Origin of the sequence: Vibrio sinensis (assembly GCF_003605645.1) — a bacterium.
In the GTDB taxonomy this organism is placed as follows: Bacteria; Pseudomonadota; Gammaproteobacteria; order Enterobacterales; family Vibrionaceae; genus Vibrio; species Vibrio sinensis.
Window position 1 is genome coordinate 41467 of the sequence record NZ_QVMU01000001.1, and the last position, 20362, is coordinate 61828.

A 20362-nucleotide genomic window follows, 5' to 3' on the forward strand; every position below is an offset into this window, starting at 1 on the left:
ATACAACTTTAAACATGCATTTTAAATGCAACTTAAAACAAATAATAAAAGGAAGTCGCTATGCTCAGCACTAACACTATCGAAATTGTAAAATCAACAGCCCCTTTGCTTGCTGAAACAGGACCAAAACTAACCGCTCATTTTTATGATCGTATGTTTACTCATAACCCTGAATTAAAAGATATTTTCAATATGAGTAACCAGCGTAATGGCGATCAACGCGAAGTTCTATTCAATGCGATTTGTGCTTACGCCGCTAACATTGACAATCTAGGTGCTCTACTTAGTGCTGTCGAAAAAATCGCGCATAAGCATACTAGTTTTATGATTACAGCAGAGCAGTATCAGATAGTTGGTACCCACTTACTCGCAACGATTGATGAGTTGTTTTCACCGGGTCAGGCAGTATTAGATGCTTGGGGCGAAGCTTATGGTGTATTGGCAAATGTATTCATTCAGCGTGAAGAACAAATTTATCAAGAGAACGCGAGTCAGTTAGGCGGCTGGCGTGGATTGCGTGAATTTGAGTTAGTTGAGAAGAAACCGGAAAGCGAACACATTTGTAGCTTCGTATTTAAGCCGACTGATGGCAAAGGTGTGTCGGCTTATAAACCGGGTCAATATTTAGGTATCTATATTAATTCTGAGCAATTTGAAAACCAAGAGATCCGTCAATACAGTTTATCTTCTTCTGTATACGAGGATCGTTATCGCATTTCAGTTAAGCGTGAGGAGGGGGGCAAGGTATCAAACTTTCTTCATGATCACCTAAACCTTGGCGATAAAGTCAATCTAGCCGCTCCAGCGGGAGATTTCTTTATGGATGCCACTACGACTACGCCTATTGTTTTGATTTCTGCGGGAGTTGGGTTAACCCCGACGCTGTCAATGTTGGAAAGCTTATCGGATCATCAAGCACCTGTTACTTGGGTACACGCGACAGAGAATGGCCAACAGCATGCGTTTAAAGGGCATGTTGAGCAATTCGTTGACGCACGTTCAAATATGAACGCGGTAGTTTGGTATAACCAACCGACTGAGGAAGACAAACAAGGTCTCGATTTTGATTTTACAGGCTTTGTGAACCTGAATGAGATTGAAGCGGAGTTAAAACAAGATAATGTCCAAGTTTATTTCTGTGGACCCGTTGGCTTTATGCAGTCTATTGCGAAACAGTTGATGGCACTGGAAGTGTCTCAGACGCAGTTTCATTATGAATGTTTTGGGCCACATAAGGTGGTGTAAAACCAAGTTAGAATAGAATTAGAAAGCCCCCTTTATTGGGAATAAACAAAGCCTACATTATGTAGGCTTTGTTGTTGAATGAGCTTATGATCTAGCTTATCGCGTGGTTAGACTGCGGTTGCCACTTTTTTATCACGTGCTTTTAGGAACGCGTAAGTAAAGCCAGTAACCAGGGTACCTGCTGCGATAGCGACTAAGTACATTAGCACCGGGGAAATCGCATTCGGGATAAGCAGAACGAAGAGGCCACCGTGTGGAGCCATCAGTTTTGCACCAAATAACATCGATAAACCACCGGTCAATGCTCCGCCTAACATGCACGATGGAATGACGCGCATTGGATCTTTAGCTGCAAATGGGATTGCACCTTCTGAAATAAAGCAAAGACCTAGAACAAATGATGCTTTACCAGCTTCACGTTCACTCGCTTCGAATTTCTCTTTAACTAAGAATGTCGCTAACCCCATGCCCATTGCTGGAACCATACCTGCAGCCATGATTGCGGCCATTGGCGCGTAAGTTTGCGATGCAAGTAGACCAACGCCAAAGGTGTAAGCCGCTTTGTTGATTGGGCCGCCGAGGTCAAAGCACATCATGGCACCTAGAATGACGCCAAGTAGCACGGCATTCGCTGAACCCATATTGTTTAGGAATTCAGTCATCGCAGCCATCACGCTAGAGACAGGACCACCTACGATGTAAATCATCACTAAACCAGTAAATAAACTGGCAACAAATGGGATAATTAGAATCGGTTTTAACGCTTCCATAGATTGAGGAAGAGAAACCTTATCTGCGATAAATTTTGCCGCATAACCCGCAATGAAACCTGCTGCAATACCGCCGAGGAAACCGGCGCCGGTTGAGCTTGCCAACATACCGCCAATAAGACCAGGTGCAAGACCCGGGCGATCAGCAATTGAGAACGCGATAAAACCAGCGAGTACAGGGATCATCAGAGCAAAAGCGGAGCCGCCGCCAATCGTCATCAAGGCCGCAGCTAATGATCCCTCAACTTTAAATGCTTCGATACCGAACACAAAAGAGAGCGCGATGATCAAACCACCTGCAACTACCACAGGTAGCATGTGAGAAACACCGGTCATTAGATGTTTATAGACGCCTTTCTTCTCTTCAGATGAAGAAGCATTTGATGAACCTGAATGTTGGTATATCGTCGCGAGTTCAAACGCTTTATCCATCTCTTCCGCGGTTTTTTTCAAAGCAAGACTTGTCTTAGTTCGGTACATCTTTTTACCGCTAAAACGGTCAAGAGGGACTTCAATATCCGCAGCGATAATGACTAGATCCGCATCTGCTATTTCTTGTTCTGTTAATTGATTTTTCGCACCCACTGAGCCACGAGTTTCGACTTTAATCTGGTGACCACGACGTTTTCCCTCTTCCTCAAGTGCTTCGGCTGCCATAAACGTGTGAGCAACACCTGTTGGACATGCGGTGATCGCGACTATTTTTTTAACTTGTGGCTCTTCAGAAATAGCGACAACTGAGCTTGATGTAAGTAATTGAGCTTGCTCAGCACTGATTTTTAATGTTTGTTCTGCGTCGGTGAGCACTTGATCAATCGAAACTCGTGCCATTTTCTTTCCGACAAAACGACTATCATCAACGTCTCGATTCGCAGCAATTAAAACAAAATCACTTTGTTCAATTTGTTGTGAAGAAACAGCTTGAGATGGAATAATATCTGACTGACATTCAATATTTGCCGTCCATCCTAAAGATTGTGCAGCTTTTTCAAGAAGTCCGGCAGCGATGATGCTGTTGGCAACACCACTAGGGCAGGCGGTAATAATAGTTACATTCATAACATCGACCTTTTGATATTCGAGTATTTTGCTATTCGGTTAAAGAGAAAGAGGTTTAACTTCGACTCTTTCTTGTAAAGTATTCAGTGCTGAAGCATCACTTACGCCGACACCAACTTGGCTAACGGCTAGAGCGGACAGTGCTGTCGCAAAACGTAATATTTCTGGTTTACTCATGTTTTGCATATGGCCCCAACAGAAGCCTGCGACGAGGGTGTCACCTGCGCCAACCGTACTAACAACGTCCATTTTTGGTGGCGTTGAACAAAACCATTGCGATTGGTTTAGCCACATCACGCCTTTTGCGCCCATTGAAACAACAATATTATCGATTCCGTTTTGGCTAATTTTTTCTGCCACATCGACGATGTCTTGTTGTGTTTTGACATCTTTAGCAACCAGTTCAGATAACTCTTCATCGTTGGGTTTGATTAACCAAGGTTTCGCATTAATGCCAGCTTCTAAAGCAGCACGGCTTGAATCAAAAAGGACTTTCTTACCGCGTTGTTCCAGCATTGATATCCAGTTTGCGCATTGCTCTGGTGTAATACCGGGTGGGAGACTTCCTGCAAGAACAAAATATTCATGGTCTTGGCATAACTTATCGAGAGTCTCTTCAAAGGCTTGAATAGCTGCTGCGTTTATTGAAATTCCAGGGAAGTTAATGTCACTGACGGTACCATTTTTTTCGACCAGTTTTACATTGATACGAGTTGAACCAGCAACACGGACAAAATGGTCAGCGGCACCCATTTTTTCAAATAGCTGACAGAACAGATTCTGGTTGTCTGCGCCAAGAAACCCTGTGACAGTGACGTCTGCACCTAGTTCGGACAGTACTTTTGCTACATTGACGCCTTTGCCCGCCGCGTGAAAATCGCTGTGGTTAACAAGACTTATGCTGCCAAGGTTTAGTGAATCAAGTGACCCCGTAAGATCGAGAGCAGGGTTTAATGTGATCGTAACGACTTTGTTGTTCATATCTGCTCCTTAACCTTCACCTAATCCAGATTCAATCGCTTGGCCAATCGCATTGATGGCTTCAACTGCATCAGAGCCTTGGGCAGAAAACTCAAGATGGTGACCATGTTTTACACCTAGTCCAATGACTTTCATTAAGCTTTTTGCATTCACCGCTTTACTCTCACTGTCGACATTACGCACTGTAATGGTGCTATCGAATTTTTTCGCACACGCGACTAACATAGCGCCAGGACGAGCATGTAATCCATGTGCATTTTTGATTTTAAATACGGCGACTTGTCCATCTTGCTGATCGAATTGTTCGCTGCTGTTAACATCGCCTTTACTGTTTTCAGTTTCAGAATTAAAAAGCGCAATAAGCTCAAGTGCTGATTTTCCTAAAAGGCTTCCAATGGATTTGTTGGCGATGAGTTCAGTGATCAGTGTTAGTTGCTTTTGGTGGGCAGCATTGCAACCACAAAACGTAATAAGAGCATGGACGTCTTGATTGTCGTAATGGCACTGATTTGCTGTGGTAACAAACGCCATTGCTGTTTTTTCGACACCTTTATTTGAGGCGACTAACCAAACACCTTCACCTAAATGTGTTGGTGCTTTAGAAACGATATCGGCAACAAACTCAGTGGTTACACTGCCGCTATTTTTTAATAATCCAGCAGATACAGCGGCCATTTGAATCATATCGCTGGCTGGAAAATCGAGCTGTATATGGCTCGCATCAAAATCAATGTTGAATTGAGCTTCGCCGTTGAGTAAAGCGATAATTTGTTCGCCGTTTTGCGCATTTTTGAGCGCATCTTCTACACCATCGTCACCTAATACTTTAGTGAGTTGCTTCAATATTCCTAAGTGTTCATCACTTTTTGCTGCAATGCCGATAGCAAGATAAACCGTATTGCCATCCCCCCAATCCACACCATTTGGGTAGTGACTGATAGTGACACCCGTTTCTTTCACTAAGTGGCGGGTATCTGTCGTACCGTGTGGAATGGCAATACCATTGCCTAGATAGGTTGAATTTTGCGCTTCGCGCGCTTGCATGCCCGTAATGTAGTTGGTTTCAACTAAGCCTTTATTGGTTAATTGTTCTGCTAAAGATGCAATAGCGGATTGCTTATTCTCATGCGCCTGGTTTAGCGAGATGTCTTGGATAGAAAGCTTAAGCATATGATGAGCCTCGACCTGTCATTGTTTAATAGAGTATCAATCAAGCTGAATCGATTCAGCTAATGAGTAAAAAAATTCAGCAAATGCTCTGAGGTTAGTAGAGATTGAGACATTCCCTACAGTTTGAACCTTTGCTGAATCCTTTCAGCTTTTATGCTGTATCGATTCAGCTTATAATGCAAATAAGTTAGCGATCATCGTTTTTAAACTTTGATCTAATGCACATAAAATTGGATTAAGCATGACATTAGACGAAATTTCCAAGCTGGCTGGTGTATCAAAAACAACAGCGAGCTATGTCATCAATGGTAAAGCTCAACAGTATCGAATCAGCCAGAAAACCCAGCAAAAAGTGATGGCGATCGTTGAACAATATAACTATCGTCCAGATGTCGCGGCGAGTTCACTCCGTGTTGGTAGCAGTCGTTCCTTTGGTTTGATTATTCCTGATTTGGAAAATACCAGTTATGCACGTTTAGCTAAGTTGTTAGAGCAAAATTCACGTAAAGCTGGGTATCAGATCCTAATTGCATGTTCCGATGATGACGCTCAAACAGAAAAATCGGTAGTGGAAGCCTTGGTAAGCCGAAAAATTGATGCGTTATTTGTGGCAAGTTGTATTCCCGACGCCAATGATTTTTATCTTGCTTTGCAACACCGTGGCACACCAGTCGTTGCGCTCGATCGTCCGTTAGATGATGAGCATTTTTGTTGTGTACTTAGTGAGGATTTTGGTGGCGCTTATGAATTAGCCCAATCCATTGTTTCGGAACGAGTGAAAACCATTGGGGTGATAGGTGCTTTACCAGATCTTACCGTTTCCAAAGTTCGTGAGCAGGGGATTCGCTCGGTTGCTAAAACACGCAATTTGGATGTGAAAGTGGGTTATGGTGAGCATTTTAATCGTGAGGAAGGTAAACGTATCTTTGCGCAGTGGTTGGAGCAGGGGGATGTCCCCGAGGCGATCATCACGACCTCATATACTTTATTAGAGGGGATTCTCGATGAACTACTGAGTCATCCAGATATCTCGTCGACGCTGAAGTTAGCGACATTTGGTGACAATCGATTATTGGACTTCTTGCCATTTAAAGTGAACTCACTGCCTCAGCAGTTTGAGATCATTGCTGACAGTGCGCTTGCCCTTGCATTAAACGCAGCGGCGAAGCGTTATGAGGCGGGTGTTGAACTGGTACCACGCCAAATCGTTGTTAGAAACTAACTCGTTGAGTTAGCTAAAATCACTATTAAACGATTAAAGAGCCCACATGGTGGGCTTTTGTCGTTATAAGCGATTCATTTAATAGCTAAGCTCTGAGGTTGACTATGTTTAAGATCGTTTTTTTAAGACCGTTATAGCGTTTCGATCGCATCGAGAAGTTGGCGGTTAAACTCGTCAGACGTTACTTGTGCGGTTTCCATATCGAAATTCTCGTAGAAACTTGGTAAAGAGATACTGGCTTTTACATCGGCAGCAAAATATGGCGCTGAGCCAGACGCTGCTGCCAGTACGCTACCTGCGCCACCAGGACCTGGAGAAGTCGCTAACATAATAACCGGTTTACCTTGGAATACTTTCATATCTATACGAGTCGTCCAATCGAACACGTTTTTATATGCAGCTGTGTATGAGCCATTATGTTCAGCAAAAGAGATTACAATTAAATCGGCATCACTGATTGCTTGGAAAAATTGTTTTGCTTGATCTGGTTGGCCTAGCTCTTTTTCGCGCTCATCACTAAAGATTGGCATTTCTAACTGGTGGATATCCAACATGGTAATCTCAGCGTTTGGAACTTGTTTTGCTGCGTAGTGTGCCAATTGCTGGTTGATTGAATTTTGGTTGTTGCTCGCGCCAAATGCTAAAACTTTCATCTTGTATTCCTCAGTGTTGCTATTTAATTCAGTTGATGAGGCAAGTTTACTTTGATTCCATACTTTGATTAATAGGGTTAGTGTGCAATGATTATTTCCATATGACTTCTAATTGAGGGTGAAATATGGCGCTTTCAAATACAAGCCTACTTGATGGTATGGTGATTTTTACTACAGTCGTGGAGCAGGGCAGCTTTACCAATGCAGCGAACGCGACTGGGCATTCGACCTCGTTTATTAGCAAAGAAATTAATAAACTAGAAGAACGATTAGGAGTTCGTTTGTTACACCGTACCACTCGAACCCTCAGCTTGACCCCAGAAGGTCAACACTACTTTCAACACAGCAAACAGTTGATTGAAAGTGCTCAAGAGCTAGAGTTGGTCATCAGTGGTCAACAGCAAGAGCCCACTGGCTTATTGAAAATTAGTTGTCCTGTTAATTTTGGTTCCGCGCAGCTCAGTCCAGTGCTTGCGAAATATATGCAGCTATATCCTAAGGTGAAAATTGAGGTGTTTGCCAGCGATCATAAGGTTGATTTGATTGGCGAGGGTTATGATGTTGTGCTTCGCTCTTCCGCGAGTGCGATTGATTCGAGCTTAATCAGCCGCCTAGTTCAGCGCTCTTGCACTAGAACTGTAGCGTCACCTAGCTATTTGAAACAGCATGGTACGCCTAAACATCCCAATGACCTCACTAAACATAAATTGATTTGTTATAGCAATCATAAACAACCTTATGTCTGGAACTACATTGACCTTGATGGCTCTTTGTTGCGCGTTGATGTGACGAGTGTGATGACAACCAATAGTCCTGAAATGTCTTTAAGCCTGAGTACTTTAGGACAGGGCATCTGCCGTTTACCGGAGGCTTTGGTATTAGAGGGGATTGCTCGTGGTGAACTGGTGGAGCTGTTTACCGATCTACCCGTACATAAAATCGAGATGTGCTTGGTTTATCCTAGTCGTAAACACATGTCGACTAAGGTTCGACGGTTTATTGATTTGGTGGTTGAAGAACTGCGATAGACTTCATTAGGTGTTGATATATTCGACAAAAAAGAGCGCCGTGTATTGCGAGCTTGCACTAGGAGTCTCGTTACCGAAAAAGTATCGATGAAAGACAAGGAGTATCAAGGGCCAAAGCCATTGATTATCTTTTTACTCTCATCGATAATCTATAGTAAAAGTACCAGAGGTTTTTTCCATGTCTTCGAAACTGACCCATTTAGTTTGGGGTTATAAAACAATAAAAGTAGAGGACAAGCTACTTCTTCTAGCCTTAGCTGAACTGGCTGATAGAAACGGCAATTTCCAAACATCGATTACCGAACTTCGTGAACTGACAGGAATGAGTGATGGCGTTATTAGTACTACGCTTCATCACTTTATGAGTGCGCAAGTGAAACTGGTAAGATTGAATCGACGTGATCAAAACAGTGATTGCTTTAGTGCGAGTTTGCATATCGAAAATAGTGTCGCAACTACGACAGCTCATTCTCAATCAGCGTTTAATGAATTGGATTTACTTGCCCAAGTTCAAGAGCAAAATGAACGCTTACAACAAAACAAACAGAACAATCGAGGGAAACTGAATCGCTCCCAACGCGCTCAAATTGCACCTCTGCATCGCCCAACTAATGAAAAACAATATAACGTTTTGGAAATCCATATGGAGGAAATTCCAAACTGGGCGGAAGGCGTGATGTTCAAAGCGGGTGTTCAGGGCCGAAAAGATATTTGGGATTCATTTGTTGTGGATGTGCATAAAACAGGTGAAAAAATATTCACCCAAACGCTATTAACAAATCGCTTACATCAAAAAATTGCCTACTTCAAACAACAGTCGTTCTCTAATTCGCAAGAAAGTGCGCATAATCGACCGGTTAAACAGTCTGCACTGAGTGATTTTGAAGAAAGGTACCGTGATTATTTGTCTGATGACGACAATGATTACTAGTGGTGACAACATTATGATTCAAGCTATCGACTCGATTGATATTGAAAGTAGGTTAAATGTATGACTGATAACTTCAACAAGCCAAAAAATATGACTGATCTCGGCGTCTCTTTTGAAGAGCGTCTTGAGCAATTGGGTAAATTATCAAAGCAGTCGAGAGAAACTAACTTATCTTCTAGTCACCGTTCCCAGATGGCTACTAATCACAATCGAGGAGTGGGTCAATCATTTAATTCAGACTCTCGAGGTATGAGCTCAAGGTCAAAACAAGCTTTAGAAGAATACAAAGAGAGAGGCCAAAGTAACCAAATTTTGAAAGTTTGGTTTATGTTGATGCAAGCTTTTGACTCAAAAATGAAGCACTTTTTTGGTGAAGAACCCGATGTTCATTTCATGAAGTTTGCCGTTGCGTTGACCCCTGAATCGTATAAGCGTTTGGAAGCTAACTTGTTGGAGCGTCTTGATGAAGATCGTGAATGGCCGCCATCGCTAATTCGTCTGCGCCAGCTTGCAAACTCACCGACAAAAGAAGTGATGTATATCGCGCGTCAGAATTTATTTCATAATCCAGTTCCTAGTAGTGAGCTTGGACGAGTAGAGTTGTTCATTAGAAAATACAAAATGCGTGAATTGAAAAATTTTTCAGAACGTAATTTTGAGTCCGAGTTTAATCGCAAATATACACAATGGTTTCGAGAAGTGTTGCTTGATGATATGGACATTAAATTTGATGAACAACAGAGCGAAATGAAGCGCTTTCTTGATGTTGAGTATGCAACGGAACACGATAAGCAAAGAGAGGCCAATATTGCTCAAGGTAAGGCTTTCGACAATAAATTTGGACAAAAAATCCTTGAAGCGATGAGAGAGAAAAAATCGCAAGTGGAAGAAGTGGGTCCAGAGGAAGTACAAAATATTGAGCAACTACGTAAAGAACAACAACGCTTAGCCGCGCGAATTAGAAAGGATATTGGTGAAGATTAATGCGAGAGTTTGAGGTTTTAGAACGATGTGATCATTACTTTCGCTGCTGTGTTGATGGTGATGCGGGTAAACATTGCCGGATTCTTATTGATGTTTTTAGTCAGGATCTTCCGCTTGGGAAGCATCGCCTGCATGTAGAGGAAATTTCTGACAAGTATAAACATTACGCGATGGATGCGGTGTTTAAGCTGACATTACCCTTTGCTGAGCAGCATTCTATTGCTATTTGCACGTTAAATGCGGGAAAGAAAAATAACTTTACCTATAAAGCGTGCGTAAAGTTAGGGGGGAAATGGGAACCTATTCTTGGTGAATGGGTATTCTCTGCATCAGTACAAGACCGCGTTGAACAATTGGGTCAAATCGTTCACTCTCCAGTGGTGTTAGTTGAGGTTAAATTCAAAGAAACGATATCTCAACCGAGCAAAAGTTTGACACTATTTGGCTTTGAATTGGTCAAAGGCTTGAACATCAACCATACCCCGATTCTTCATAGAAATGTGGTTCTGAAAAAAGGCGATATCACTTACATTCCTGGGCTAAATTCGAAGTCGATAATACTCGCTGACTCTGTTTTGCGTCTACCTGTGCCTAAGCTAATGCTTGAGTCTCCTTCGTTTAAAGAAGACTATTTGTGTGTGACAGAGTATAAGATTGTCAAAAGATAACTAGCTTGTTCCTTGGGAGCCTGTACAGGCTCCGTTTTTGTGGCAGTCTGATTAGAGCTAGACTCGATAAATTAAATGATTATTGCATGGCGTTGTCTTCACATCATTGGACTTAATAACAAAGCTCTGAATGCAGACGTCACTTGGGGATAATCGTTAAGCTATTGGTTTTTGGGTTTGAATTTGTTTGCCAATATTGTTTTATTTGGCTCAATTGTTCCCCTTGGTGATTCGGAAAGGAACTTAGAATTTGTCGCACCGTATAGTAGTCACCATCCATGTAGGCAGCCTCTGCGAGATACGGAGTCACTTGTCTGCTCATCAGGTCTCCGTCTCTGGCTTTATGGAGTACAAAACTGGCTTCTGATGGGCGATTCTGTTTTAGATAAATTCTTCCGAGTAGTAGATTGGCCGAAGCTCTTTCCTCAATCTTGTTCGCTTGTAATAAGTATTGTTCGGCTTCTGTTAGGTAGTGGTTCAGTAATACTCCCTCCGCAATGCCCAAGTAGCAAAGTTCCCAATATTGTTGTGCAATGTCATAGGCTTTCATTGCTGTCGCTTTGTGTTTAAAACGTTTCTTCATTAATGCGATAGACTCATTGATCTCAGTTTCGATGCTTTCAAGAGACGAATACGCCAGCAATCTGACATCATCAGATAGGTCTTTTATCGCCAGTTGTAGTAAAGGAACTGCGTCTTTTTTCGGTAGGTTACGAATGGCTGAAATCGCGAGGAGATGCCGCTTTGGGTCGGTATCGTAAATTAAAATTTCACGTAAAGCGCCAACGCCAAAATCAGTAATATCCGGCGTATCAAGGTTTTGAGATAACGGGTCTTCTTTAACATTTTTCCAAGTCACGTTATGCACTTTCCGTGGCAGGTGAAGAGCAATAAGTAGTGAGCATGTCGTACCGATGATTCCAACGATAGGCAACATCAAGTTGAACAAAAATAAGAAGCTTATTGAGCTTGCGATTGGGTGTTGGTATTTTTTGGGTAACATCAGCCAACAAAACGCACTAAAGCTGGCACAAGTAAAGACATGCACTACAACAATAGTGGCCCAAAGTGTTGGCGTTATTGTGTGGTTAAACACCCAAAATACGCTTAAGCTTTGCAATATTACCGTCTGAAGTATCAGCCAAACTTGCATCATCGGCTCCTAATTGTGCTATTTCATCTTGAATTTGAGGCCAGTCGGTTGCGATGGAAAGCGGACCTATCATTTCAAATTGATGATCTTTGGCAGGGATTTCTGCGTGAATGAGTTCCATTAATCGCTTGGCATATTGTTGTGCGTTTTCAAGGGTGGTGAGGGGGAGTAGCACAACCAGTGCGTTCTGACCGGTGTTAGTGCATGACCAATAAATGTCCGCACCACGACGATGTTTAAATACGGAATTAGGGATATTGGTATTGTGGCTATTGCGATCAATACAAATGATGATTGAGCTATTGGCACCATAATGTTGGTAGTTATATTTGGCTCGCTCTAAGTAATTGGTAAAGTAAGACTTTTGATGATCTTGTAAGGTCGAAGCAATTATTTCTTCACTCAATAAGTCGGCAGAATGATTGGCTATCAGTGATAGCAACGCAATGTTTGCTGGGATTAACATAAAGAATTTAGCGCTTTCAGCCACTACGACCGCTTGTGTTTCGCCATGAGTGTTGACCAATGGAATGCAAATTTGGTAACGAGATTTGTGTTCTTGATTTTCTGATAAGGAAGCTATCGAAAAGACGTCTTGGCTTTCTAGTGCTTCTTTTAGCATGGGATCATTTTGTTCTAGCTGATGACTATCTCCAAGAACGGCTGCAGCTTGAGGTTTTATGTGCCCTTTATTGACTCGATAGATTCCAGCAACCTCTAATCCCCCAACTTCTGCTAACAGATTGAGAATGGGATGACCGAGATAGGTTAAACGATGGTCGGTATATTGGGTGGCAATATGCTGAAGTGCATGAATACTAGTGCGTAGGCTGTAAGCTTGACCCGCAGTTCGTTGTTCTAGTTGATCATGAGAGACTTTGAGCAAGTGGTAGTGCTTAGAAAAACTCTCTAACTTACTATTTATGGATTCTTGATCTAAGGCGTGGCTACGATTCATTTTGTGCCAGTGCTGGTGGAATTCACCGGCAATCATTGTGATGACTACCGTTCCGATCGCATGGGATAGTGGAAATAGTAATGTTTGTCCATCAAGGTGCATGATTGCGGCAATGGCAATGGAAGAAACTAACGCACAGGTTAACCCTTTACCGAGTCCATAGCGTAACGCAATCAGAAGAGGCCCGATGATAGGCCAGAAAAAGCTCGACTCCGTTATAGTCTCAGATTCAATACTCGAGATATTTACTGACTCAGACTGAGACCAGACAAGAATAGTGAGTACAGTGATACCTGCTGTTTCAAGCCAAGCAAAACGATGGTTTTGAGTCCCCACAATTATTGTTTCTTTATTTGGTCGTCTCATGGCTTACACCATTTGTTTATATTGCTTTATTTATTGTGCACGCTAGTCACTGCTTGATGGCTGCGCAATGGTTAAGCCATCAAGTAATTGTTCAATGACTATTTGCCCGGTTCCAGTAACGCTTTCTCGCCCCCAACCACTGCGACTGCCCGACGCTCGCCAGTAAACCTCTCCGGTTCGGGCTGATTTTACTTCTAAGGTCATACCTACAGCGGGTTCTGCATCTAAACCACTTTTGTAATGCCATTCTTCAACGGATCCTGTGATTACATATTCAACCGGTTGAGAAGTGAGCCATTGATTCGCTTGTTGCTGTTTACTGCCAAAATCCAAAATGCTGCGCAAATCTTGGCCAATAACCGCTGGATACTGGATAGTAGAGATACCTTTTGCGTAGAGTTCTGTCGCGACCAGTTGCTCCGCTTTTTGCGCAGCGAGTGGCGTGTTGGAATTATTTTCAATCGGCATAATGGCCCATGGCCCCGATAGGATAAATGTTGGGCTTTCAGGGACTTGATAATTGCTGCAAGCTGAAAGGATGAGGCTGCTCAAGAGTAATAAGGATTTTTTCATTATTTTTGTCCTAATTAGAATGAATAGTAATAACCCAATGAAAGTTGCAATGCTTCATTGCCATTGCGATCCTGACTTTGCCAACGGGTAGTGAAATAGAGTTCATCACTGCCTAAGATTGGAATGCCGACTCCTACGCTGATGGCGATATCAGGTTCTTCATTAACAATGTTGTAGCCAATGGATGTATCTAACCAATAGCGAACCGCAGGTACATTAGCGCCCGGTTGCCCAGGAATACCATGTGATATTTGCTGCCCGATCGCGATACGTTGATATTGCTGCGCAATGAAATCATCACTAGTGATGGTATCGCCGCTATGAGCCCATTGATTAATACCAAACAGTGGTTGTGAGTTTAGGTCAATTTGGTGTAAAGAGAGATCTAGGTAAGCTTGCCACGCGGGATCATTAAAGAAGAGTTGTTCTGTTAGGCGAAAATTCATGTCCCAGCCTTGACCAATCGCATCACCAAATCGAGTTTCAAGATCGTGATAGTTTACTCGCAGTGAGAGAGACTCTCGCGTGGTTGGCTGATAAATAGTCTGAATACCGAACGTGTTGTCTTGGCCTGCTATAGTCAGCAAGTCACTCGCTTCAATGTGGCTATTTAGTCCTAAATTGAAGCGCAGTAGCCACGCATCTCCGATGGTAATGTGATAGTTGCCGGTAAATCCTAGTCGCTGATCGCCCACGCCTTGGGCGATATCAAAACCGATTTCGAGAGAGTGGTTGGGTAATTGGTGATGATAAAGCCCCCTCAATCGATATTCATCATCAATGGTGGTATGACTTAACGAATCCGGTGCACCAGAGAGTTGAACATCATTGCCAAGTCGCCAAAAACCATTTTTATGCGGTGCATAATAATCGAGACTGTAACGATCTATATCCCAATGACTGATTGATAGAGCTTGCCCTCGTATACTATGGTTTTTGCTTGGGTTTTGCTGAGCATGCAATCGGCGAAGTTGTGCTTCTTTAGCTTTGTTGGAGGTGGTCCCAAGTTTCTTTTCCCCCTCTTCCCATGCATCTTGATTACGTCCTAATTTTTGCAGAGCCACATATTTATCTTCTGTTGCAAGATTTAACGATTGTTCAAGAAGCTGTTCGATGGTTTCAAGGTCATTTTGTTTTAGAGCGAGAGAGAGACGCTGCCAATCTGGTAGGGGGTATTGGTTGAGTGCGGTGCGTTGATGCCAAAACAGCAGTCGGTCGGTGTGGTTATTAGCGAGATAGTGACTGTAAAGTTCAGTGGTTCGCTCTGGGCTCGGTACTTGAGTGGCTTTCTCTTCTATCATTGCGAGAGCAAAGTGAGGGGCCGTAAATAGGCCGATTAAAGCTCGATAGCTAACGTCACCTCCTTTCATCGCTAATAGCGCGGTGCGTTTTTCCTTTAATACATAACGGCGTAGTTGATACGCTTTATCTAATTCGCCATTTTGTTCTAACAAGTTGGCGTAGTTGAGCAAGATTGATGGATCTGGAGAGTCGGTATGGTTTAAGAGTTGTTGATACCAAAGTAATGCGTGTTCAATATTCCCCATTTGTTGATTTGCACCTGCGAAAGCGAGCCACACACTAGAATTGTCTGCTAATGGCAATTTGTAAGTTTGATAAAGTTGCTCAAGACGTGGTGTATCATTGTCCTCGATAGCTAACCAAAACAACTGATTGACCGTAGATGGCTCTGCAGGAAAGCGTTTGAGAATTTCTTCTAATAAAGTGTTCGCTTTCTGATTGTTTCCTCTGAGTAATTCGAGGTGTACACGAGCATTCATAACGTCAAAACTATTGGTGATACTTGGCTGCTTTTCAGCTCGTTGCAGCAGTTGACTGAGCGCCTTAATACTTTGTTCGTGGTCTTGTTCTTGAAGAGTGGATTGGATCAACATTAATAGAATTTGATCATTGCCAGTTTCGTCATAAAGGGCGAGTAATTTCCTATGACGCTGGTTATCTTGAGGTGAAAGAACGTGGAAGTATCGATGCAGATCAAGTGGATGATCATGACGTGTCGCTAGTTCTTCAAAACTGCGTATTGCCATGTCACGGTTGTTGGTTTCCCAAGCAAGGCGTGCCACTCGATTCAAATAGAGACTATTGGTATCAAGCCAGTCCTTGGGGGTGGTTAATGCGCCCAATGCGAGCTTCGGCTGATGTTCAAATATGAATGCATCAGATGCCATGAGAGCTTCAGTGTGTGTTGGGGGGCGTAGTGCGACCAAATTACGCCACTGGGCAATGACTGCGAGGTTATTGTGTTGATAATGGTGAAGTCGCATTTTGTGGCTGATTAACTGGCTATCGTCGGGACGTAAGTTGGCCAGTGTTGTGACATTGTCTAAAGCCGAATCGGTTCCTTTTGCTTTTTCAATTGCGTTTAGCCACAGTTGGTATTCGTTTGGTTGAATGAAATTACTCAGGGCTAATGCATCGTAGAATACGCTTTCATAATTGATATCGCTGAGAGCTTGTGAGTCTTCAACACCATTGCGCAGTTGTTTCTCTGTCGGCGCTTCTGTAAAAGGTTGAGAAAGGAGATCAATACTAACAGCTTGTGCTTCGCGAGGATTTTCCTGCCAACGATATAGCGTGTGCAGCGCTTGGTAATCTCGTTTTTCCCCCTCAAGCTTGATGGCTTCCAGGTATAACTCGGTTGCTAATGATAGGTCATTAGTTGCGATTGCGAGTTTGGCGGTTTGACGATAAAGCGAAGCTGATGGTTCGATAGATAGCAGTTTCTCTGATTGCTTTAGTGCGGTATCTAGGTTTCCAAGTTTTGTTGCGTGTTGGATAGAAGCTCTCAAAAACTCTGGGTCATAGGCAAGTTTGCCTTGATACTCAGCAATAAATGAACGACTGATATCTGGCTTATTAATGAGGACAAATAAGTCAAACAATGCCAATGCTTGAGGTATTTCTTCGGTGCGATGAAATGCCTCCAACCGTAATGCGATTGCGGTGGCGTAATCTTCACTTTGTAGTGCGAGAGAAATGAGCTCTTGGTTGTCGGTTATCCCACTATGAGAGTGCGGACGTAAGTATTGCAAACCTTTATTTGGTAACGAGAAAGCAATGGCGGCATCAGCAAATTTACGGGCTAGGTCAGGATCTGGAATAGTTTCTACTTCATCGAATAAAGCGAGTAGTTTATCAGTCGATTTTTGTGTGGTGTTGGAATTGGATTGATGTGCTTTGGCGAGCAGAGCAGATAAGTAAATTTCTAACGTTTCCCACTCTTTCTCACTAGTATTATTTTCCTTAGATTCTCTTGGTAGTAACGACTCTAAAATTTCGATGGCATCGTCAAGTTGACCTAATTGAATGTGATTGTTTGCGATCTGCTTGGAAATCTCTCGGTTTTTTGGATTGAACTCAGAAAGCTGTTTTAGAAAGGCGAGGGAAACTTCAGGGGAAGAAGAACGCTCGATAAGCTGAATTAAGACTGAACTCGATGGCGCGACAAACCACAGTACACTCAAAGATGAGAGTACTAGCAATGTCAGCGTGAACTTGTTCAACAACCTGACTTTTGCTTTGTTCTTTTTAGCGCTCTGTTTCGACATAAATTCCTTTTATATTTGGGTGTTATATTCCGGTTTGATGTTATGGGCTTGGTGAGCAGCGTAGCGTTCCTGAAAGAGTGCCACTTTGGCTTGAATAAAATTGGATGACATTCTTGGATATCAAACGTGAGTTCAGCTTATTACCTGTAAGGATTTGACAATGGGTGACACCAGAAATGTCTATTTCCAAAGGCACATGAGATTTGATAGTCCAGTCGATGATCTTGCTGCTTTGCTGCCATTGCAAAACGATGCCGTTAGCACTTTTTAAGCGGATGCTTTGGGTGTTTGTCATCTTGCTATCAAACACGCTACGTGTTTGTTTTAAGATTAAGTATTTACCATCTTCGGCTTGCGCCCATCCGGCAATAGCTTGACCCTTTGGGTAGCCAAGTGTGTCTGGTAATCGGATACTTTTCACGCCAGTCGAGACAATCTGCCACTCCCCTGAGAGAGTTTTAGCAATCCCAGTTTCATAGAGGCTACTGGCACGCTGTGCGTATTCGCTCAAATAAAGTGGCGTAAGAGGCTGTGTTTTGGCCCATTGATAGACTTGTTTTAGGGCATTAAGTGAAGCCGGAAGAGTGGCCGAATACATGTTGTGATAGAGGCTGATTGGTTTTAATCGGCGTGGATGACCGAGTAAGTCAAAAGCTGTGATCACTTGAGCATAACCATCATGGTTCTGTGTCCATTGGTGTGTATAGTGTGCATCGTTTGGTGCTGCTGCGTAGACTTGAACGCTGCTAGGGTACCAACGGATGGCCGGAGAAATGTAAGCCAATTGGTCGTTATTCTTTGTGTTTTTCTCATTAGTTGGGTGGCGATTTATAGGGTGAGACATACCACCATTTACATTCAAAAGCGGTGCATTATCAGCCATTGTTAAAGCGGGTTCACTTGGGTTTGCGTCGCCCGACCATAAGATCAATTTGGTCTTTTTTCTTTGTGGTGCAAGCTGAGTATCGATGTAGTGAGTGCTTGCGATGATTTCTTTTTGTAAATCTATGTTGATGGTTTGGTCTGTGGGTTGCCAATTTTCAGGATGATTAAATGTGTGAGAGGCTATTTCAACGTTAGGGCGTTTAAATATTTGTCTAGCCGTCTTCTTGAGAGCCGTTGCACTCACCGAAGTGTTTAGATTTTGATTAGTAAATTCACTCGCAATTACCGAGACCGTGATAGGTAGAGGGGATGAATTAATAATGTATTGATCCATTAGTTCAGCCGCATAGGGTGTATCGGGTACCCATGATTTTGCGCTAAACCCATCACCGTCAATATGAGCGGTAACTATGCGACGACCAGACTCGGTGGTGACATCAGCAGCAGGAATGAGTGGCAGCTTTAAAGTCGCTTCGATCAATTGAAAAGGATCAACTAACCAAGTTTGTTGTTCATCGGCCCGTCTTATTATAGGAAAGGGCGTGAGGGCTGCTCCTCCCCAAGATGCACTGAAAATAACGTTAGATTCACTACCTTTTTCGTCGATGAATGTGACAATAGGATTAATGTCGTTGTTGATTTGCCAAGCTGGTGGAGGAGAGAAGCGACTAAATGAGGCAGGGTAATAGCCTTTTGTCCATGTTTTTCCGAAATTTTGAGTCACCTTGCCAGTTAACTTCCCTTGAGCGTGTACTCCAAGCTTTGTTTGAAGTTGAGCTGACGGGGGAAGAGCATTGATAAACAGAAATGGAATGGTGCCAATATGCTGACTCATCCAAGGTTCAATAATAGGCACTTGCTGGTAGGAATATTCATCAAGCCAAGCGACGACACCGGCATAACGGGTGATATCGATGTGAGTTGCTAAATCATCCGTAGAGAAAGCTTGAATATCGATACACTCAGGGACATAGCCTTGGTATTCAATTGGCATAGCCAAAAAACGATGGCATGGTGAAGAAGAGAGATCGGTATATGCACCGTTATACAAACCAAGTATTCGCTTAGCGGTTGGAATGATGGTACTGACACCAAATTCATACAGCATTCCATCACTGACGTAAGGCGTGTGTTTTTCATCTATTAAGCGTTGTGCTGCCACTTGTTGCTTTGCTCGGTCCGAAGCAGGGAGGTAGTCAATGACAATGGTTTCTATCCCCTTGGCTTTAACGCGATCAAGATGGGTGTTGAGCCATAAGGCGTCATTTTTTGTCGAGTTACTGTATTGCTTGGTTACTGGGTTATAACTGTGGTAAAGCGATTCAGCGACGACCGCATAGGGTTTAAATGTTAGTGAGTCGAGTAAATCAAAGCCGCGATTGAACATTAACTTTGGCTGCTCTGACGCCTTGTTCAATGCGTTCAATATCCCACTTAAGGCTAGTTGTTGTTCATTGTGAGGATATGTCTGCTTAGGTAGTAGGGTGTAACTGTCTAAGGTATCGAGAAACAAACCATCAAATCCCCTTGTTGTGAGTTGTTGGGCTTGTTGAGTTAAATAGTGCTGCCAAGAGGACGAGGTTAAATCCATCACATGGCTATTCCAGTTGCCATTTTTAAGTGGGGAAGCTTGGCTTAGAGAGAGAGGCAGAGTTGGACCACTAAACTCGCCAATACTAATGTAAGCAAACACGGCAGTACCGGCTTTTTGTAGTGTGTGTATTTGCTTATCGGAAATAAGTGATGGTGTCACAATGACACGCTGATAGTTGATCAACTCACGAACAGAATCGATTTTATTATAGTAAAAAGCGACAGAGGCAGGTAAGCGCGCAAAAGAAGGTGCACTGACAGCAATGGTTAGAATAAATAATAAAATTAATCGGTAAATAGAGCACATATAAGATTGCAACGAATAGAAGTAATGTTATTAATTCTGTATCCCGAATGCGGCTTTTGCAAAATTTGAGGAATAAATTTGTTTTGCATAGACATAACTCCTAAGCCTAAATAGGTATACTCGTCAGGCGCTATTTGTTAGTTATTTCAACTGTGCTACCGACGTTTTATGTTGGTTTACAGCTTCAGTCTTGTATAAATTCCTAACAGTACTAAGGACAAATTAACCTGAAAGATCAACAGTCCCC

15 protein-coding genes are annotated in these 20362 nt (G+C 42.8%); 6 read left to right on the forward strand and 9 right to left on the reverse strand.

Going from position 1 to position 20362, the window contains the following annotated elements; all coding sequences use genetic code 11:
* Positions 1–60 precede the first annotated feature (60 nt).
* Positions 61–1245, forward strand: a complete 1185-nt coding sequence (hmpA, locus tag DZ860_RS00185; protein WP_120028898.1) for an NO-inducible flavohemoprotein — start codon at positions 61–63, stop codon at positions 1243–1245.
* Between the two features lie 107 nt (positions 1246–1352).
* Here the strand turns inward: hmpA and fruA are convergent, their stop codons facing one another.
* The 3 genes from fruA to fruB are packed head-to-tail and all read right to left on the reverse strand — an operon-like array spanning position 1353 to position 5225.
* Positions 1353–3074, reverse strand: a complete 1722-nt coding sequence (gene fruA / locus DZ860_RS00190; RefSeq protein WP_120028899.1) for a PTS fructose transporter subunit IIBC — start codon at positions 3072–3074, stop codon at positions 1353–1355.
* 39 nt (positions 3075–3113) lie between these two features.
* A complete protein-coding gene (pfkB, locus tag DZ860_RS00195) occupies positions 3114–4055 on the reverse strand; it encodes a 1-phosphofructokinase (RefSeq protein WP_120028900.1) in 942 nt (313 codons plus the stop codon).
* A gap of 9 nt (positions 4056–4064) precedes the next feature.
* Positions 4065–5225 carry a fused PTS fructose transporter subunit IIA/HPr protein gene (gene fruB, locus DZ860_RS00200; RefSeq protein ID WP_120028901.1) on the reverse strand — a complete coding sequence of 387 codons (1161 nt, stop codon included), beginning with the start codon at positions 5223–5225 and terminating at the stop codon, positions 4065–4067.
* Between the two features lie 241 nt (positions 5226–5466).
* On the opposite strand from fruB, the gene cra reads away from it, so the two are divergent.
* Positions 5467–6447 carry a catabolite repressor/activator gene (gene cra / locus DZ860_RS00205; protein ID WP_120028902.1) on the forward strand — a complete coding sequence of 327 codons (981 nt, stop codon included), beginning with the start codon at positions 5467–5469 and terminating at the stop codon, positions 6445–6447.
* 131 nt (positions 6448–6578) lie between these two features.
* On the opposite strand, the gene DZ860_RS00210 is transcribed toward cra, so the two are convergent.
* Positions 6579–7100: an NADPH-dependent FMN reductase gene (locus DZ860_RS00210; RefSeq protein WP_120028903.1), complete on the reverse strand. Its 522-nt coding sequence runs from the start codon at positions 7098–7100 to the stop codon at positions 6579–6581.
* Between the two features lie 125 nt (positions 7101–7225).
* Between DZ860_RS00210 and DZ860_RS00215 the strand changes: the two genes are divergently transcribed.
* From DZ860_RS00215 to DZ860_RS00230, 4 genes are all read left to right on the forward strand, one after another.
* On the forward strand, positions 7226–8128 hold the full coding sequence (locus tag DZ860_RS00215; protein WP_120028904.1) for a LysR family transcriptional regulator: 903 nt from the start codon (positions 7226–7228) through the stop codon (positions 8126–8128).
* 178 nt (positions 8129–8306) lie between these two features.
* Complete coding sequence (locus DZ860_RS00220; RefSeq protein WP_120028905.1) at positions 8307–9059, forward strand: hypothetical protein; 753 nt, start codon at positions 8307–8309, stop codon at positions 9057–9059.
* A 60-nt stretch (positions 9060–9119) separates the two neighbouring features.
* A complete protein-coding gene (locus DZ860_RS00225) occupies positions 9120–10043 on the forward strand; it encodes a hypothetical protein (protein ID WP_120028906.1) in 924 nt (307 codons plus the stop codon).
* Positions 10043–10711: a hypothetical protein gene (locus tag DZ860_RS00230; RefSeq protein ID WP_120028907.1), complete on the forward strand. Its 669-nt coding sequence runs from the start codon at positions 10043–10045 to the stop codon at positions 10709–10711. The genes DZ860_RS00225 and DZ860_RS00230 overlap by 1 nt, the downstream gene beginning before the upstream one ends.
* A gap of 139 nt (positions 10712–10850) precedes the next feature.
* Here the strand turns inward: DZ860_RS00230 and DZ860_RS00235 are convergent, their stop codons facing one another.
* Genes DZ860_RS00235 through DZ860_RS00255 form a run of 5 tightly spaced genes read right to left on the reverse strand, consistent with a single transcriptional unit; the run spans position 10851 to position 20115 of the window.
* Positions 10851–11864 (reverse strand): HEAT repeat domain-containing protein, encoded by a 1014-nt coding sequence (locus DZ860_RS00235; RefSeq protein ID WP_120028908.1) that lies wholly within the window; start codon positions 11862–11864, stop codon positions 10851–10853.
* Complete coding sequence (locus tag DZ860_RS00240) at positions 11800–13188, reverse strand: PelD GGDEF domain-containing protein (protein WP_120028909.1); 1389 nt, start codon at positions 13186–13188, stop codon at positions 11800–11802. Before DZ860_RS00240 ends, DZ860_RS00235 begins: the two co-directional genes overlap by 65 nt.
* Before the next feature lie 42 nt (positions 13189–13230).
* Positions 13231–13761, reverse strand: a complete 531-nt coding sequence (locus DZ860_RS00245; protein WP_243641780.1) for a hypothetical protein — start codon at positions 13759–13761, stop codon at positions 13231–13233.
* Between the two features lie 14 nt (positions 13762–13775).
* The gene (locus tag DZ860_RS00250) at positions 13776–17330 is read right to left on the reverse strand and encodes a tetratricopeptide repeat protein (RefSeq protein WP_120028911.1); all 3555 of its coding nucleotides are present in this window, start codon (positions 17328–17330) and stop codon (positions 13776–13778) included.
* A gap of 40 nt (positions 17331–17370) precedes the next feature.
* Positions 17371–20115, reverse strand: coding sequence for an endo alpha-1,4 polygalactosaminidase (locus DZ860_RS00255; RefSeq protein WP_120028912.1), 2745 nt, complete (start codon positions 20113–20115; stop codon positions 17371–17373).
* Positions 20116–20362: the final 247 nt, after the last annotated feature.

What these genes read in the sequence shown, in the direction of transcription:
- hmpA (WP_120028898.1), top strand. Translation starts at nt 61, where the DNA reads ATGCTCAGCACTAACACTATCGAAATTGTAAAATCAACAGCCCCTTTG.
- fruA (WP_120028899.1), bottom strand. Translation starts at nt 3,074, where the DNA reads ATGAATGTAACTATTATTACCGCCTGCCCTAGTGGTGTTGCCAACAGC.
- pfkB (WP_120028900.1), bottom strand. Translation starts at nt 4,055, where the DNA reads ATGAACAACAAAGTCGTTACGATCACATTAAACCCTGCTCTCGATCTT.
- fruB (WP_120028901.1), bottom strand. Translation starts at nt 5,225, where the DNA reads ATGCTTAAGCTTTCTATCCAAGACATCTCGCTAAACCAGGCGCATGAG.
- cra (WP_120028902.1), top strand. Translation starts at nt 5,467, where the DNA reads ATGACATTAGACGAAATTTCCAAGCTGGCTGGTGTATCAAAAACAACA.
- DZ860_RS00210 (WP_120028903.1), bottom strand. Translation starts at nt 7,100, where the DNA reads ATGAAAGTTTTAGCATTTGGCGCGAGCAACAACCAAAATTCAATCAAC.
- DZ860_RS00215 (WP_120028904.1), top strand. Translation starts at nt 7,226, where the DNA reads ATGGCGCTTTCAAATACAAGCCTACTTGATGGTATGGTGATTTTTACT.
- DZ860_RS00220 (WP_120028905.1), top strand. Translation starts at nt 8,307, where the DNA reads ATGTCTTCGAAACTGACCCATTTAGTTTGGGGTTATAAAACAATAAAA.
- DZ860_RS00225 (WP_120028906.1), top strand. Translation starts at nt 9,120, where the DNA reads ATGACTGATAACTTCAACAAGCCAAAAAATATGACTGATCTCGGCGTC.
- DZ860_RS00230 (WP_120028907.1), top strand. Translation starts at nt 10,043, where the DNA reads ATGCGAGAGTTTGAGGTTTTAGAACGATGTGATCATTACTTTCGCTGC.
- DZ860_RS00235 (WP_120028908.1), bottom strand. Translation starts at nt 11,864, where the DNA reads ATGCAAGTTTGGCTGATACTTCAGACGGTAATATTGCAAAGCTTAAGC.
- DZ860_RS00240 (WP_120028909.1), bottom strand. Translation starts at nt 13,188, where the DNA reads ATGAGACGACCAAATAAAGAAACAATAATTGTGGGGACTCAAAACCAT.
- DZ860_RS00245 (WP_243641780.1), bottom strand. Translation starts at nt 13,761, where the DNA reads ATGAAAAAATCCTTATTACTCTTGAGCAGCCTCATCCTTTCAGCTTGC.
- DZ860_RS00250 (WP_120028911.1), bottom strand. Translation starts at nt 17,330, where the DNA reads ATGTCGAAACAGAGCGCTAAAAAGAACAAAGCAAAAGTCAGGTTGTTG.
- DZ860_RS00255 (WP_120028912.1), bottom strand. Translation starts at nt 20,115, where the DNA reads ATGTGCTCTATTTACCGATTAATTTTATTATTTATTCTAACCATTGCT.